Origin of the sequence: Conexibacter sp. CPCC 205762 (genome assembly GCF_030646155.1) — a bacterium.
Classification (GTDB): domain Bacteria; phylum Actinomycetota; class Thermoleophilia; order Solirubrobacterales; family Solirubrobacteraceae; genus Conexibacter.
Window position 1 is genome coordinate 142,634 of sequence record NZ_JAUTDN010000002.1, and the last position, 14,828, is coordinate 157,461.

At 75.0% G+C, this 14,828-nt stretch carries 11 protein-coding genes; 3 read left to right on the top strand and 8 right to left on the bottom strand.

All coding sequences use genetic code 11. From position 1 onward, the window contains the following. Positions 1 to 19: 19 nt before the first annotated feature. The 3 genes from Q7L73_RS02835 to Q7L73_RS02845 are packed head-to-tail and all read right to left on the bottom strand — an operon-like array spanning position 20 to position 3,439. Entirely contained in the window at positions 20 to 1,168 is a 1,149-nt protein-coding gene (locus Q7L73_RS02835; protein WP_304685988.1) for a glycosyltransferase family 4 protein, read from the bottom strand. Continuing rightward, positions 1,168 to 1,899 (bottom strand): hypothetical protein, encoded by a 732-nt coding sequence (locus tag Q7L73_RS02840; RefSeq protein WP_304685989.1) that lies wholly within the window; start codon positions 1,897 to 1,899, stop codon positions 1,168 to 1,170. Before Q7L73_RS02840 ends, Q7L73_RS02835 begins: the two co-directional genes overlap by 1 nt. Further along, entirely contained in the window at positions 1,892 to 3,439 is a 1,548-nt protein-coding gene (locus tag Q7L73_RS02845; RefSeq protein WP_304685990.1) for a DUF2142 domain-containing protein, read from the bottom strand. The genes Q7L73_RS02840 and Q7L73_RS02845 overlap by 8 nt, the downstream gene beginning before the upstream one ends. Positions 3,440 to 3,601: 162 nt before the next feature. Here Q7L73_RS02845 and Q7L73_RS02850 point away from each other — a divergent pair, with 162 nt between their 5' ends. After that, positions 3,602 to 4,789, top strand: coding sequence for a glycosyltransferase family 2 protein (locus Q7L73_RS02850; protein ID WP_304685992.1), 1,188 nt, complete (start codon positions 3,602 to 3,604; stop codon positions 4,787 to 4,789). A gap of 1 nt (position 4,790) precedes the next feature. Here Q7L73_RS02850 and Q7L73_RS02855 read toward each other — a convergent pair whose 3' ends face one another. From Q7L73_RS02855 to Q7L73_RS02865, 3 genes are read right to left on the bottom strand one after another with little or no spacing between them, the layout of a single operon-like run. Next, positions 4,791 to 5,987: a glycosyltransferase family 4 protein gene (locus Q7L73_RS02855; RefSeq protein WP_304685993.1), complete on the bottom strand. Its 1,197-nt coding sequence runs from the start codon at positions 5,985 to 5,987 to the stop codon at positions 4,791 to 4,793. A gap of 16 nt (positions 5,988 to 6,003) precedes the next feature. Next, positions 6,004 to 7,257, bottom strand: a complete 1,254-nt coding sequence (locus Q7L73_RS02860; RefSeq protein ID WP_304685994.1) for a glycosyltransferase family 4 protein — start codon at positions 7,255 to 7,257, stop codon at positions 6,004 to 6,006. Beyond that, positions 7,254 to 8,153 carry a methyltransferase domain-containing protein gene (locus Q7L73_RS02865; RefSeq protein ID WP_304685995.1) on the bottom strand — a complete coding sequence of 300 codons (900 nt, stop codon included), beginning with the start codon at positions 8,151 to 8,153 and terminating at the stop codon, positions 7,254 to 7,256. Before Q7L73_RS02865 ends, Q7L73_RS02860 begins: the two co-directional genes overlap by 4 nt. A gap of 137 nt (positions 8,154 to 8,290) precedes the next feature. On the opposite strand from Q7L73_RS02865, the gene Q7L73_RS02870 reads away from it, so the two are divergent. Together Q7L73_RS02870 and Q7L73_RS02875 are read left to right on the top strand one after the other, a co-directional pair. Continuing rightward, complete coding sequence (locus Q7L73_RS02870) at positions 8,291 to 9,235, top strand: hypothetical protein (protein WP_304685996.1); 945 nt, start codon at positions 8,291 to 8,293, stop codon at positions 9,233 to 9,235. A 10-nt stretch (positions 9,236 to 9,245) separates the two neighbouring features. Then, on the top strand, positions 9,246 to 10,190 hold the full coding sequence (locus Q7L73_RS02875; RefSeq protein WP_304685997.1) for a hypothetical protein: 945 nt from the start codon (positions 9,246 to 9,248) through the stop codon (positions 10,188 to 10,190). Here the strand turns inward: Q7L73_RS02875 and Q7L73_RS02880 are convergent. Both Q7L73_RS02880 and Q7L73_RS02885 read right to left on the bottom strand, forming a co-directional pair. Continuing rightward, complete coding sequence (locus Q7L73_RS02880) at positions 10,180 to 13,011, bottom strand: glycosyltransferase (protein WP_304685998.1); 2,832 nt, start codon at positions 13,009 to 13,011, stop codon at positions 10,180 to 10,182. The two genes, Q7L73_RS02875 and Q7L73_RS02880, sit on opposite strands and share 11 nt — an antisense overlap. Next, positions 13,008 to 14,810 (bottom strand): hypothetical protein, encoded by a 1,803-nt coding sequence (locus Q7L73_RS02885; protein ID WP_304685999.1) that lies wholly within the window; start codon positions 14,808 to 14,810, stop codon positions 13,008 to 13,010. The genes Q7L73_RS02880 and Q7L73_RS02885 overlap by 4 nt, the downstream gene beginning before the upstream one ends. Positions 14,811 to 14,828 lie beyond the last annotated feature (18 nt).

The following is a 14,828-nucleotide window of genomic DNA, read 5'->3' on the forward strand; positions in this document are numbered from 1 at the left end:
CAGGTCTGGCTGCCGGAGGCTAGCGGAGCCCGCGGTAGGCGGCGGCAACCGTGTCGAGCGAGCCGTCGAGCGAGAGCCGTCTCGCGTTGCGGCCGAACCACTCGGCGGTGCGGTCGCGCAGCGGCTCGCCGGCGTCGCGCACGCGCAGGATCGCGGCCGCCAGCTGCTCCGGCGCGACCGAGTCGGCGACGACGCCGTTCTCACCCTCGTCGACGAGCTCGACGGCGGCGTTGTCGGGCTCGCGCACGACGACGCTCGGGACGCCGCGCGCCGACGCCTCGACGACGACCATCCCGTAGCCCTCGCGCTGCGACGGCAGCACCATGCAGAGCGCGCTCGCGAGCGTCTCCTCGACCTCTTCGCTGGAGACGAAGCCGGGCGCGCTGGCAACCTCCTCCAGTCGCTCCTCGGCGATCGCCGCCAGCACCAGCTCGCGCTCGGGCCCGTCGCCGAGGATCCGCAGCCGCAGCTCCGGCGCCTGCTCGCGGGCGCGGGCGAAGGCGCGCACGAGCGCCGGCACCCGCTTCTCCGGGATGTGGCGGCCGGCGAAGGCGACGAGCGGCTGCGCCGGCGCCGGCGTCGGCTGCTCCAGCGAGCCGGCGTACTCGCCGGTCAGCACCGTCGGCTCGCCGCGCAGGCCCTCGTCGCGCAGCCGCGCGGCATGCAGGCGGGAGAAGCAGAAGGCGCGCTGCGGCACGCGCGCGCACAGCCGCTGGACGAAGGCGCCGACCGCGCCGCCGGCGCCGCCGAGGTACTCCCGCCAGTAGCTGCGCGACCAGACCTCGTGCCAGTCGACGACGATGCGGAAGCGATGCAGCGGCCGCACGACCGCCGCCGCCAGCAGCGAGAAGTAGGGGAAGGAGGCGGTGTGGACGACCTCGTAGCGGCGGCCGTGGCGCAGCAGGTGCCAGAGCACGCCGGCACCGAAGACGAGCGGCGGCAGGATCCGCCGCCGGCCCCCCTCGGCGTAGAGCGCCATTCTCGGGCCGACGACGCGCACGTCGACCCCCGCGACGCCGGCCGGCTCGCCCTGCGGCCACTGCCGCAGCGTCAGGTACGTGACCTCGTGGCCGTCGGCCGCGAGCCGCTCGGCGAGGTTGCGGTACCAGCGCTCGGCGCCGCCGACGGTGTGCGGGAAGAGGCAGTCGTAGACGAGGCAGACGCGCATCAGCGGCTCCGCTCGTCGCTCGCGGCGCCGGGGCGGTCGCCGGGGCCGTCGCCGGGCGCGCGCAGCGCCAGGTACCAGCCGCCCAGCAGCAGCGCGGGCACGCCGAGGCCGATCAGCGGCAGCAGCAGCCACAGCGCCCACGGCCCGAGCGCGTTGAACGTCGCGGCGCGGTCGGCGGTCGTGCCGAGGCTCTGCAGCATGCTCTTCTCGTCAGCCGAGGTGAAGGTCACGTCGAAGGCGATCGCGAGCGGGTAGCCGCCCCACGGCACCGCCTTCGTCCGCGCCAGCACGCGCGGGTCGTCGGTCGCCGCCAGCTGCGTCGCGGTCGTGCCGGTGTTGCCGACGCAGAGCCTGCCGGTGACCGTTTTCGACGGCGGGTCGAGCGGGACGCCTATCTGGTGCCCCTCCGGTCTGACGACGACCCGCTGCCGGTAGCCGGGCGCGCGCAGCGTCACCGTCAGCTCCGTCGGCAGCGGCGAGTCCTGCGTCAGCGACAGCAGCAGCCGCTCGCCCTCGGGCGCGAAGACGATCCCCTCCTGGCAGTATCTCTGGTCCGGCCCGATCTCCAGCGCCGTCTGCTGGCGCGAGCCGGTCGGCACGGGCGTCGAGGCGATCACGCGCTCCTGTCTGAGCATCCGCGGCAGCAGCTCGACGCAGAAGGCGATCAGCAGCAGCACGAGCGCGAGCAGCACCGTCAGGAGCGCGCGGCGGGGCGTCAGGCCGTCACGCATAGAAGCGCTCCACCGTGATCAGCATGCCCGACAGCTGCAGCACGATCCCGAGCGCGATCACGGCGGCGCCGAGGAACGGGCCGAGGCGGCGCGGCAGCGAGGTCGCGATGAAGGCGATCGCGAGCGCGAACGGGACGATCAGCGGCAGCGCGTAGCGACCGACGATCAGCGGGTCGCCGGAGCCGAGCAGCGCGAGGTAGGAGACGAGGTGCAGCAGCGCCAGCAGCGAGCCGCAGATCGCCAGCAGCCCGAGCAGCACGTGGACCCGCTCGCGCAGCAGCTCGCGGCGCGTCCAGCCGGCCCAGAAGAGCGCGACGAGGCCGAGCAGCATGCCGGCCTTCAAGGCCGTGTAGACGCGTGCCGGGAAGCGCACCTCCAGCCACCCGAAGGAGCCGAAGAAGGTCTCCACGAACATCTGCCGGAAGCCGTAGTCGGGGCCGACGCGGCTCGGCAGGAACGGCAGTCTCGGCAGGTAGAACTGCCACACCTGCTGGGCGAACTGGCCGATCCCGAAGCCGCCCTGGTGGATGTAGTTCGTCTGGTCGCCGTAGAGGCTGCCGCCGCTGCCGCCGCCCGCGACGAAGAGGCGGAAGAGGAACAGCCCGACGGCGAGCACGACGGCGCCGGCGCCGCAGGCGCGCAACGCGGCGCGACGGGCGATCGGCGGCTGCTGTCTCCACCACGCCAGCGCGACGACGACCGCCAGCGGCGGCAGCAGCGCGAGGCCGCGGCCGTGCGTCAGCGCGGAGGCCGCCGCGAGCGCGCTGAGGCCGGCGACGCGGCGCGTGTTGAGCCCGCGCACCAGCGTCCGCAGCGCGAGCGCGGTGAAGGCCGACCAGACCGTCACGAGCAGCGTGTCGGCGTTGACGATCCCGGCCATCGAGGTCAGCTGCGGCTGGACGGCGACGACCGCGGCGGTCAGCGTGCGGACCCAGATGCGCGCGGTCAGCTCGGCGGCGGCGAGCCAGGCGCACGCGACCGTGATCAGGAACAGCACGATGTTGGCGACGCGGGTCGCCAGCAGGTGGTCGTACAGCGAGTCGCCCGGGGCGGCCTTGTAGGCGAGCGCCTCGTAGGCGTAGTAGAGCGGCGGGTTCTTCGCGATCGGGTTGGCGCCGTCGCCGTCGGAGCGCTGCGCCTGCGTCGCGCTGCGCTCGTAGTCGTCCCAGCGCTGCTGGTCGGCGGCGTTCCAGAGCGGACGCGCGCCGGGAATGCCCATCAGCATCCGCAGCCCGAGCGCGTCCATCGCGGTCGTCTGCTCGCTGGAGTGGCTGCCGGCGCCGTCGAAGGTCGTCGAGGAGGGCGCGTCGCCGGTCTCGGCGAGGTGCTGGACGTAGGCGAAGTGCTCGGACTCGTCGGGCCCCTGGAAGGGCGGCAGCAGCAGCGCCCAGCCGCTCGCCAGGATCGCCGCCGCGACGAGCACGAGCGCCAGCGGCGCCGGGAAGGCGCGCAGACGCCGGCCGAGCGCCGACGCGACGCGTCCCAGCGACTCCGTCGGCTGCTTCGCGCCGGGAGCGCGCGGGTCGCGTGAAGCTGCCATGCGGTGCGTCACAGTAGCGGTTGCGCAGGTCTTCCCGGCCTGACGGGGCGCACGGCCCCAAAGCGGCAGCCGCACCTTTCGCTAGCATCAGCGCAACTCGACGGGCGCTTCCCCGTTACAGGTGCCATTGGGCGCGCTCCCCCGGCGGCCCGTCCCGAGCTGATGACGACAGCACAAAAAGAGAACCTCCCCGGTCTGCACGACGACGCCGACCAGTCCGAGCTGCGCGTCTCGGTCGTGATCCCGTGCCTCAACGAGGCCGAGAACATCGAGCAGTGCGTCACCGCGGCGCTCGGCGTGCTCGAGCGCAACGGCATCGCCGGAGAGGTCGTCGTCGCCGACAACGACTCCGACGACGGCAGCGCCGAGCTGGCGCGCGCCGCCGGCGCCCGCGTCGTCGTCGAGCCGCGTCGCGGCTACGGCAGCGCCTACCTCGCCGGCTTCGAGGCGGCCCGCGGCCGCTTCATCGTGATGGGCGACGCCGACCTCACGTACGACTTCAACGAGATCCCGCGCTTCCTCAGAGAGCTGGAGGACGGCGCCGACATGGTGATCGGCGACCGGATGAAGAACATCCATCCGGGCGCGATGCCGTGGCTGCACCGCTACGTCGGCAACCCGCTGCTGTCGGGCTTCCTCAACCTGCTCTTCAGAACCGGCATCAGCGACGCCCACTGCGGCATGCGCGCGGTCCGCCGCTCGACGCTGCCGCAGCTGGCGCTGCGCACGACCGGGATGGAGTTCGCCTCCGAGATGGTGATCCGGGCGGCGAAGGAGAAGCTCGACATCCGCCAGTTCGACATCGAGTACCACCCGCGCGGTGGCGAGTCGAAGCTGTCGAGCTTCCGCGACGGCTGGCGCCACCTGCGCTTCCTGCTGGTGCACTCGCCCAACCACCTCTTCATCCTCCCGGGCGCCGTGATGGCGCTGATCGGCGCGCTGATCGCGATCACCGTCGTCGCGAACATCAACGTCTTCGGCCGCGAGTGGGACCTGCACGCGCTGATCGCCGGCGCGCTGCTGCTGATCGTCGGCACCCAGGTCGTCGCGCTCGGCCTCTGCGCGCACGCCTACGGCACCTATTTCATGAACGAGCGAGATCCCTGGTTCGATCGCATGCGCGCTCGCTACAGACTCGAGCACGGGCTCGTGCTCGGCGGGCTGATCGCCTTCGCCGGCTTCGTGATCGCGGCCGTGATCGTGATCGAGTGGATCGATCGCGGCTTCGGCAGCCTCGGCGAGGAGAGACTCGCCGTGCTCGCGCTGACGCTCGTGATCGTCGGCATCCAGGTCTTCTTCTCGTCGTTCCTGCTCAGCATCCTCGGCCTGCGCCGAGGCGACCAGCGCTGAGTCAGCGGCGCGCCGGGAAGGCGGCCCGCAGGCCGGCCTCGACCTGCGCCGCGGCGCGCGGCCAGGTGCGCCCGGCCGCCCACGCGACGCCGGCGGCGCTGCGCCGCTCCCACAGCTCGCGCTGGTCGAGCAGCCGTTCGAGCGCGTCGGCGATCGCGGCCGGGTCGAAGGCGGCCAGCTCGACGGCGTCGCTGGGGCCCCACTCGCTGCGCGTGCTGGGACGGTCGACGTCGACGCACGGCAGGCCGCAGGCGAGCATCTCCTGCGGCACCAGCGACGGGTTCGTCAGCGACAGCACCATCCCCGTGGTCGCGCCGCGGTAGGCGGCGGCCAGCTCGTCGGCCGACAGCAGCCCGAGCTGTCTGCTCGGGAACGGCGTCGGCACCTCCGCGCGCGAGCCGAACAGCTCCAGCTCGACGCCGGGGCGGCGGCGGTGCAGCTCCGCGAGCGCGAAGAGGCCGAGCGGGACGGCGCGGCGAGGCGTGCTGGGACGGGCGTAGAAGAGCACCCGCAGGGCGCGCTCGGAGCGGCCCGGCCCGGCGCTGTAGCGGCCGTGGTCGATGCCGAGGTCGAAGTGGCTGACGCTGGCGCCGTACTCGTCGCGCAGCAGCGCGGCCAGCCAGCGGCTGGCTGCGATGCAGTGGAAGCCGGCGCGGTAGGTCGCCGCCGCCCAGATCGCCTCGGCGCTGGTGGCGTGGAACTCCGGCTCGTGATCCTGCACGAGGTAGGCGCGCGCGCCGCAGCGCTCCAGCAGCTGGACGCGGTAGGCGGTCGGCCAGCTCGTCGCGAGCACGACCTCGGCGCCTCTCCAGGCGTCGAAGCCGCGCCGGATCGGCGCCGCCACGTCGCCGAACTCGCGCCGCAGCGCGCGTCCGACGGCGCCGTCGTCGGGCAGGTCGGCGTGGCGGCCGGTCGGGTCGTCCATCCAGATCGAGCAGCGGTGGCCGCGCGCCTCGAGCCCGCGCACGAGGTTGAAGATCGTCGCGTGGCCGCCGCCGCCGCGCGGGAACCAGGGGATCACGATCGCGACCTCGAGCGGGCCGCTGGTGCCGTCGTGCGCCGGCGGCGTCAGCGGCGCCGGGCCGTGGCGCGCCAGCTCGGCGACGGCGGCGTGCGCGGCGAAGGCGCTCTCGTCCAGCGGCGGCGGGGCTCTTCGCAGCCGCCGCTTGACGCGGTCTGTCAGCTCGTGGCGGTCCATCGCGCGCCGGGCCGTCTCAGCCGGTCAGCTTCGAGCGCAGCTTCCGCGTCAGCGGCCGCACGAGCGTCCAGACCGGCTGCATCGCGGGATGCTCGCGCAGCCACTTCAGCCGCTGCCAGGCGCCGGTCCGCTTCAGCCGCAGGGCGGGCTTCGCGAGCCGTCTGTACTCGTTGCGCTCGTGCATCAGCAGGCGCTGGCGGTCGAGCGCCATGCGGCTGTCGGCGGCGAGCTGGCGGGCGCCGGCGTAGGGCGGCGGCGGCGGGTCGCGGCGGATCTTCTCCAGCGCCGCCGCCATGAAGACGCCCGACTGCTCCCATGTCGGCCACGTGCGGGCCGTCTCCAGCGCGTTGGCGCGCAGGAACGTCAGCAGCCGCCGGTCGCGCGCGAGCAGGTCGAGCGCGCGCGCCGTGCCGGCCTCGTCGTCCCAGTCGACGACCCAGCCGTTCCAGCCGTGCTCGATGTACTCGTCGTAGCCGGTGACGGGCGCCACGACGCAGGTCGCGCCCATGTGGAAGCCCTCCAGCGGCGGTCCGAACATGCCCTCTACGCGCGACAGCTTCAGGACGACGTCGCTGGCGCCGTAGAGCGCGGCCATCTCGTCGTGGCTGATCGGCCCGACGACGGCGTCGGCGCTGCCCGGGGCGATCTTCGAGTGGTCGCCCGTGACGACCGTCAGGTGGCGCGGCTCGCGCATCCTGCCGACCGCCGAGATCGCCGGCCAGACGCCCTTGAACCAGACCTGCGGGTTGCCCTCGACGACGATCCGCAGCGGTTCGCCGACGCGCACGTCGAGCTGCTCGGGCGAGCGGAAGACCGTCTTGTCGATCCCGTTGCGGACGAGCAGGCAGGGCGCGTCTGGGCGCGCCTGCCGCAGCGTCTGCGCGATCCAGCTCGCCTCGGTCACGTAGCTGAGCGGGAAGTCGAGCACGCCCGCGGCGGCCGGCCGCTCGGCGCTGAGCGCGTCGTAGAAGCGGTCCTCGAGGCTCTGGATGAAGTGGACGTAGCGGTCGGCGTCGAGCTCGTAGAGCGAGTAGACGGTCTCCCACCAGGTCGCGATCGCGACGTCGAAGCGCTCGCGGCGGGCGTCGTCGAGGCCCTCGACGCGCAGGTGGGCGAGCCCGTCGAACTGCCACGGCGCCGCCTCCTGCTCGCGCACCAGCACGAGCGTCACCTCATGGCCGTGTCTGAGCGCCAGCTCGCGCGCGTGCTGCACGACGACGCCGACGCCGCCGGACAGCTGCAGGTCGTTGAGGAGGAAGGCGACCTTCACGCGTGGCCGCTCGCCGCGGGCGCGTCGTCGTCCTCGCCGGCGGTCGGCGCGGCGGCTGCGGCCGTCGCCTGCGCGAGCGCCGCCTCCGTCTCCGCGAGGCGCGCCTCCAGCGCTCTCAGCGCGGCGACGTGGTAGAGCAGGTCGCTCTCGCGCTGGCGCTCCCAGCGCCGCTGCTCGACGACGTCGGCCTGCACGACGCGCGTCGCCGGCAGCGCCGGCCCGAGCTTCGCGGCCTCGGCGCCGAAGGCGAGCAGCAGGTGCGAGGCGACGCCGGGCGCGAGCGCGACGGAGGCGCTCGCGCGCGCCTCGCCGTCGAGCGGCAGCAGCGCGGTCCCCTGCAGCGCGACCTGCCGCAGCGCGACGTGGCCGGCCGGCAGCAGCGAGCGCAGCTCCGACAGCGCGCCCTCGCCCCACAGGGTCGCGTGGTGCGGGTTCTCGATCGCCCAGAAGTCGTCGTTGGGGACGCTCAGCAGGACGGTCGTCGCGGGGCGCGCGGCCAGCTCCGTCAGCAGCGTCACGAGCGGCGCGAAGTCGCTCAGGTGCTCGATCGTCTCGAAGCAGGTGATCACGAGCGGCTCGTCGCCGGCGAGCGTGCTGCGCAGGGTCGCGAGCGCGTCGCCGTCGGCGAGGTCGAGCGCGAGCGCGGTCGCCTCGCGCGCCTGCACGGCGGCCGCGGCGGCGTCGGCGACCGCGGCGTCGCGGTCGATCAGCAGCGCGCTGCCGCCGTAGGGCTCGTCGCCGAGCGCGGCGGCGGCCGCGACGCCGGCGCCGCAGCCGAGGTCGCACCAGCGCGCGGCGGCGCGGATCAGCGGCGCCGCGAGCGCATAGCGCAGCTCGTGCTCGGCACGCGTGGCGGGGCGGCTGTCGGCGGTGATTCGTTCTTGCCAGTCGGGCATGCGCAAAGGCTCCTGCTCGTCGCGGAAGGCTACCTGTCGCCCCAGCGGTGCGCGTGACGCTGCCGGCCTCCGTACCATCCCCGCATGCGCCAGCGACCCGTCCGCCGCCCGTGACGCCCGCGTTCGCACGCGGTGCGATGCCGTACACGGCGCCGGCCGAGCGCGAGCTGCTGCGGCTGGCCTTCGTCGGTCAGGGGACCTATTTCGAGGCCTGCGCGCAGATGCGCGACGGCGCCGGCCTGCAGACCCGCTTCGTCGAGTTCCGCGAGGGCGCCGAGCTGGGACGGCTGCTGGGAGAGCTGCACACCTGGCGGCCGCACGTCGTGCTCGTCTTCCGCCCGGAGATCGTCCCGGCGGGGGCGTTCGCCGGCCTCGACGCGGCGACGCTCGGCTTCCTCACGGAGCCGCTCCCGCGCGCCCGCGGCAGCGCCCACGACGACCTCGAGATCCGCCTCAAGGCGCTGCGCAAGGTCGACCGCTCGAACTTCGACCGGATCGTCGCGTTCGACCCCCACATCGTCGCGGCGGCGTCCGAGGTGCTGCCGGTCTGGCGCTCGCTGCCGCTGCCGGTCGACGATCGCTTCTTCGCCGACGTCGAGCCGATCCGCGACCGCCCGAAGGTGATGTTCGTCGGCCGCTCGACGGGCCACCGCGAGCAGCTGCTGACGCCCTCCAAGCACGGCTTCGACGTGCTCCACCTCGCCTTCGGCGTCGACGCCGAGCGGCTCGACGCGCTGATGCGCGAGCACCACGTCGGCATCAACCTCCACAACGAGCCGTATCCCTCGTTCGAGAACCGCGTCTCGCTCCACCTCGCCGCCGGCCATCTCGTGCTGAGCGAGCCGCTGGACCCGCTGCACGGGCTCGAGCCGGGGATCGACTTCGTCGAGGTCGGCACCGCCGGCGAGCTGCACGGCCGCATCGAGCTGCTGCAGCGCTCGCCCGACGCCTACCACCGCGTGCGCGTGCGCGGCCGCATGAAGGCCGAGGGCTTCCGCGCCTCGAAGGTCTACCCGCGGCTCGTGCACGACCTGCTGCTCGATCTGCGCGCCTTCGGCAGCGAGCGGCTCGGCGCGCGGTAGCCTCACGTCCATGGCAAACCTCGACGCGCTGCGCGCGGGCGGCTGGGAGCGGCTGGAGCTGCCGCCGGTCGTCGAGCGCTATCCGACGATGCTGACGCTTGACGAGCGCCGCCTGCTGCACTGGCTGGCGCGAGACGTCTGGGAGGGCACGGGCGCGATCGTCGACGCCGGCTCCTTCCTCGGCGGCTCGACCGTCGCGCTCGCGACCGGCGTGCGGGCGCGCGCGACGCCGGCGACGACCGCGCCGGCGCCGCCGATCACGACCTACGACCTCTTCCTCGTCGAGCAGTACTCGCTCGACGGCGGCTACTTCGAGCGCTGGCCCCAGCTCGGCGTCGACGACAGCTTCCGCGTCGCCTTCGACGCGCTGATGGGCGACCTCGCGCGCGAGACCGAGGTCCACGAGGGCGACGTGACGGCCGAGAGATGGAGTCGCGGCCCGATCGAGATCCTCTTTCTCGACCTGTTGAAGCTGGTCGAGATCAACGACGTCGTGCTGCCCGAGTTCCTGCCCTCGCTCGTCGCCGGCAGAAGCGTGCTGATCCAGCAGGACTACGTGCACGGCATGCTGCCGTGGATCCAGGTGACGATGGAGCTGCTGGCCGACTCGGTCGAGCACGTCGTCGACACCGGCGGCAGCCGCGTCTACGCGGTCACGAGAGCGATCTCGGCGGAGCAGCTGGCGCAGCTGCTGCCGCTCGACGAGCGCGTCCCGCAGGCGCGTCAGCAGCAGCTGATGGAGGGCGTCGTCGCCCGCTACGGCGGCGACCGCCGCGGCACGATGACGCTGGCGCTGGCGAATTTGCTGATCCATCACGGCGAGCTGGAGCGGGGCGCCGCGCTGCTCGACCACGTCGAGCGCCACTACGCGGACGCGCCCGAGGTGATGGTCGACGTGCAGCCGACCCGCGGCGAGCTGGCGAAGAAGGGCTGGCCGGCGCCGGTCAGCGCGTGAGGCGCGCCCGCAGCGCGCGGGCCGCTCTCAGCAGGTTGCGCACGAGCAGCTGCGCCGCGCTCTGCGACATCTCCTCGGTCAGCGCGGTGAGACGGCCGTTGTCGTCCTTGAGCGCGCGGTTCTCGGCGATCAGCCGCTCCTGCGCGGCGCGGAAGTCGGTCGCCTTCGCCTCGAGGTCGTCGACCCAGGTGCGCAGGTCGCCGATGCGCGCCTCGTAGGCGTCGTGCTGCTGCGCGAGCTGCGCGCGGCCGCTGGCCGACTGCTCGCGCGCGCCGCGCAGCAGGGCGGCGACCTCGACGGCGGAGGCGGTCGTGTAGGGGCGCTCGACGCAGAGCCACTGGGCGGCGTCGTAGGGCGGCGCGGCGGGACCGGGCTCGATCACCCTGCGGACCGCGCTCCAGCGGTCGGCGCGGCGCTTGGCGGCGAGCGGCTCGGCGATCGGCTCGAGCGTGAGGCCGGCGACGACGGCGCGGTTGAGCAGCTCGTGGTCGGCCTCGTCGGCGCGCGCGTCGGCGGCGAAGCCGCCCAGCCGCTCCAGCGCCGCTCTGCGGATCGCGTACGGGCCGACGGCGAAGGCGTGGTGGCTGAGGCCGGCGAGCGGCGCCGCGGGGAGCGGCACGAACGCGTGCAGCGCGAGGTCGCGCTCCGGCTCCTCGGCGGCGGCCTCGCGTGGGCCCGAGGCGGCGGCGCCGCGCGCCGCGGCAGGCGTCGTGCCGCCGGTCGCGTCGAGGACCGCGCAGGCGTAGACGTCGGCGCCGGTCGCGGCCGCGGCGCGCAGGGCGGCGGCGAACGACGGCAGCGGCACGTCGGTGGGCGGCACGAACGCGATCAGCTCCGCGTCGCCGGCGGCCGCGAGCGCCGCGTCGTGCGCCTCGCCGCCGTGCCCGGCGCGCTGCGGGCGCACGACCGGCACGCCGCGGCTCGCAGCCGCCGCGACCGGGCCGACGCCGTCCGCGCGCAGGTCGGCGACGACGGCGTCGCAGCCGTCGAGCGCCGCGAGCTGCGCCGACAGCAGACCGTGGTCGCCGTCGAACAGCAGGCAGACCGTGAGCGAGGCGGCCGCGTCGGCGTCGGCGGGCGCGGCGGCGGCGTCGTTCGCGCGCGCGACGGCGCGGTGCCAGCGGTCGTACGCGGCCTCGACGGCGGCCGGTGCGAACGGCGGCTGCGGCCGTTCGACGACGGTCGCGAGGCGGCGCCGCAGCAGCTCCGCCAGCGGGCGCGGGTCGGCCGGCGCGGTCGGCTCGCCCAGCGGCAGCGGCAGCAGCGCGCCGCTGTCGTCGCCGAACATGTGCGCGTCGCGATCCGTCGCGGCGACCAGCTCGCCGGTGCCGCCGCTGCGGCCGGCGGCGATCGGGATCGCGAGCGCGACCGCCTCGCTGACGGTGTTGGGCGCGTTGTCGACGGTCGACGGCATCACCGCCAGCACGCCGGGGCGCGACAGCAGCTCGGCCGCGCCGCGCTGGTCGAGGTCGCTGACGATCCGCCAGCTCCACGGCCAGCGCGCCGCGCGCTGCGCGATGTACGCGTCGGCGGCCTGGCCGAGCACCTCGGCGACCGGGCCGAGGAAGGTCACCTCGAAGCGTGCCGGCGACGCGTCGGCGGCCAGCAGGTCGAGCGCGTCGCAGAGCGTCACGACGCCCTTGCGCGTCTCCAGGCGGCCGAAGAAGACCAGCTCGCGCGGGAGCGCGTCGTCGCCGCCGGCCGGCTCGCCGGGCGTGCTCGCGCTGGCGCCGGCCGCGCTGCGGGCGCGCACCGCGGGCGGGACGCTGAACGACTCCGGTCGCACCGCCGCCGGTGTCGCGTACGGCTGCACGTGGACCCGTCGCGGCAGCCGCCAGCCGCGCTGGCGCATGTAGTCGTGCAGGTAGCGGCTGGGGCCGAGCAGCACGTCGGCGCGCTCGACGGCGATCCGTTCGAGCGCGTCGTTGACGTGGAACTCCTCGCGCGTCAGCGCGACGCGGTTGGCCTCGGCCGCCCAGCGCGTCGGGCCGTGCGTGCCGACGACGAAGGTCGTGCCGGCGTGCGCGGCGCCGTGCGCCTTCGCCAGCTGCGCGTACGCCGACTGGCCCATGTTCTCGGGCGCGTGGACGACGTCGAACGGCTGCGCCCGGCGGCGCAGCCAGCGATCGACCTCGTACGCGGCGCTGACGACCAGGTGCGGCGTCCCGACGGTCACGACGCCCGGCTCGCGCAGGAACTCGAGCGTCAGCCCGCGGCGCGCGCAGTGGTCGCGCCAGCGCTCGTTCGCCTCGGCGGCCGTCCGCTCCTGCCAGCCGCTGAAGAGGAAGGTCACCTCGTGGCCGGCGCGCGCGAGCGCCTCCGCCAGCGCAGTGCTGGCGGTGCCGATCCCGCCGCCGGTCATCCCGGCCAGCTCGAACGAGACGACGCAGACGCGCGCGGGCCGGTCGTCGTCGGTGACGGCGCCGGCGTCGACCGCGTCGTCGAGCGTGAGCGCGTGCGGCCCGGCGGCGAGCAGCGCCGCGACCCGCTCGTCGCCGACGGGCGCCGCGACGACCAGCGGCAGCTCCTCGGCGCGGTCGCCGTCGAGACGGGTTGCGAAGAGACTCACGACGACCGTCCAGTCGGCGTGCGCGGCGACCGCGTCGCGCAGCGCGATCAGCGCTTCGCTGCCGCCGCCGGGGGCGCCGCTGACGACGAGCGCGGCGAGCGTGCCGAGCAGCTCGTCGCCGGCCTCCGCGAGCGCCGCCGCGTCGAGCGTGAGCAGGCCGCCGGCCGCCGGCCGCTCGGGCCAGCGCGTCAGCGGCGCGTCCAGGCGCGCGGCGAGCCGCCGCGCGATCGCGTCCGCCTCGTCCCAGCTCATCTGCGCGCCTGGCGCCCGGCCAGCTTGTCTCGCGCCCGGGTCGGCCAGCTGCTGACGGGTCCGCGCAGGCCGCGACGCAGACCCCAGGCGATCGCCCCAGACGCCGTGCCGCGCTGGCGCAGCTCGGCGTCGAGCTCCGCCTTCTGGCGCTCGTAGAGGGCGATCAGCTCGCGCTGCTCGCCGATATGCCGCTCGTAGTCGGCGATCACGCCGTCCAGCTCCAGCACGCGCGCCTCCAGGCGCTGTCGTGCCTCGGCGCCGGCGGCGCGCTCGTCGCGGGCCGCGGCGGCGGCTCGCTCTCCCTCGTCCGCGAGGCCTGCTGCCAGGGCGGGCAGCTCGGCGAGCGCGGGCGGCTGCTCGGCCCGGAAGCGGGGCAGCAGGAGCGAGCGGGACCGCTCGGCGGCTGCCGGCGGCAGCACGCTGCCCCAGTCGCGCGCGCGCAGCTCGCTCCAGTCGTCGTCTGCGACCGCGGTCAGCAACGGGTCCGGCAGCAGCTCGACGGCACGGCCGGCAAGCGCGAGGCGGGCGAGCAGGTCATCGTCGACGGCAGGCCCGTCTAGCTCGCCGCCGTAGCCGCCGACGGCGTCGAGCGCGGTGCGCCGGACGGCATACGCGCCGACCGCGAGCGCCGGGTAGAGCAGCTGCGCGATCGCAGGACCGGGCAGTGGAACGTAGGCGCAGTGGTCGATCGGAAGGCGGTAGTCGGGCAGCGGCACGACGCGCTCGGGCCGCTGGTCGCGCACGACGAGCGAGAGCGCGTCCGCGTTGCTCGCCGCGAACGTCGCCGCGACCTGGCCGACGAGCAGCGGGTCCGGTTCGTGCGCAGCGTCGAGCACAAGCAGGATGTCGCCGTCGAGCCGGTCGGCCAGCTCGTCGCGTGCCGCCCCGGAGAGACGATCGGAGACGACCGTCTCGACGTCGTCGAGCGGCCGCTGCGGCGACGTCGCCAGCAGCGCGCCGATCTGCGTCGGCGGTGTCGTGCCGCGCCGCAACGTCGTCACGATCCGCTCGGCCTGGCCGCCGTCGGCGGCGACGACGAGGACCGCGACCGTCGGCGCTGCCGGCGGGTTCGGAACGCCGGGGCGGGCGCGGCCGGCGATCGCACGGTGCCAGCCGTCGAGCGCCTCGGCGTCGGCCGTGTCGACGGCGTCGAGCGGATGCGCGAACCGCTGCTGCGGAAGCGTCCATCCAGCCAGTCGCTCCAGCTCCGCGGCGTCGGCGACGAGCAGCATGTCCGCCGTCTCGACGCTGCGCCGCTCGAGCTGCGCGCGCACCAGCTGCGGCAGCGCGGCCGGTCGGCTGAGGCCGTCGCCGTCGAGGCGATCGGCCGCGACGACGAAGCGGAGGTCGCCGTAGTCGCTGCCGAGCCGCCTGGCGCCCTGCGCGAGCGCGCCGACGCCGTTGCGCGCCGGCAGGTGGACGACGTCGAAGGGGCGCGCGGCGTGCGCGGCCGACAGCCAGCGATGGACCGCGTAGGCCCGGCGCAGCTCCGGGTGGGGGCTGCGCACGATCGCGACGGCGGCCTCGTGCAGCCAGTCGCAGACGACGCCGGCCGTCAGCAGCTCGGCGGCGCGGGCGCGCAGGCGGTCGTAGTCCGGACAGCCGGTCAGCAGCAGCGTGACGTCGTGGCCGGCCCCGGCGAGACGGCGCGCGAACGATTCGCGCAGGGTGTCCTCCGGCGCCGCGACAACGAGCAGGCGCGCGGGCCGGGAGGCGCGCGTGCGGGCGGCGTCGGGGCGCGCGCCCCATGCCTCGGCGAGGCTGGCGGTCGCGTTCGGGTGCAGGGTGAATGCGGCCATCGACTGCGGGGCATCCTA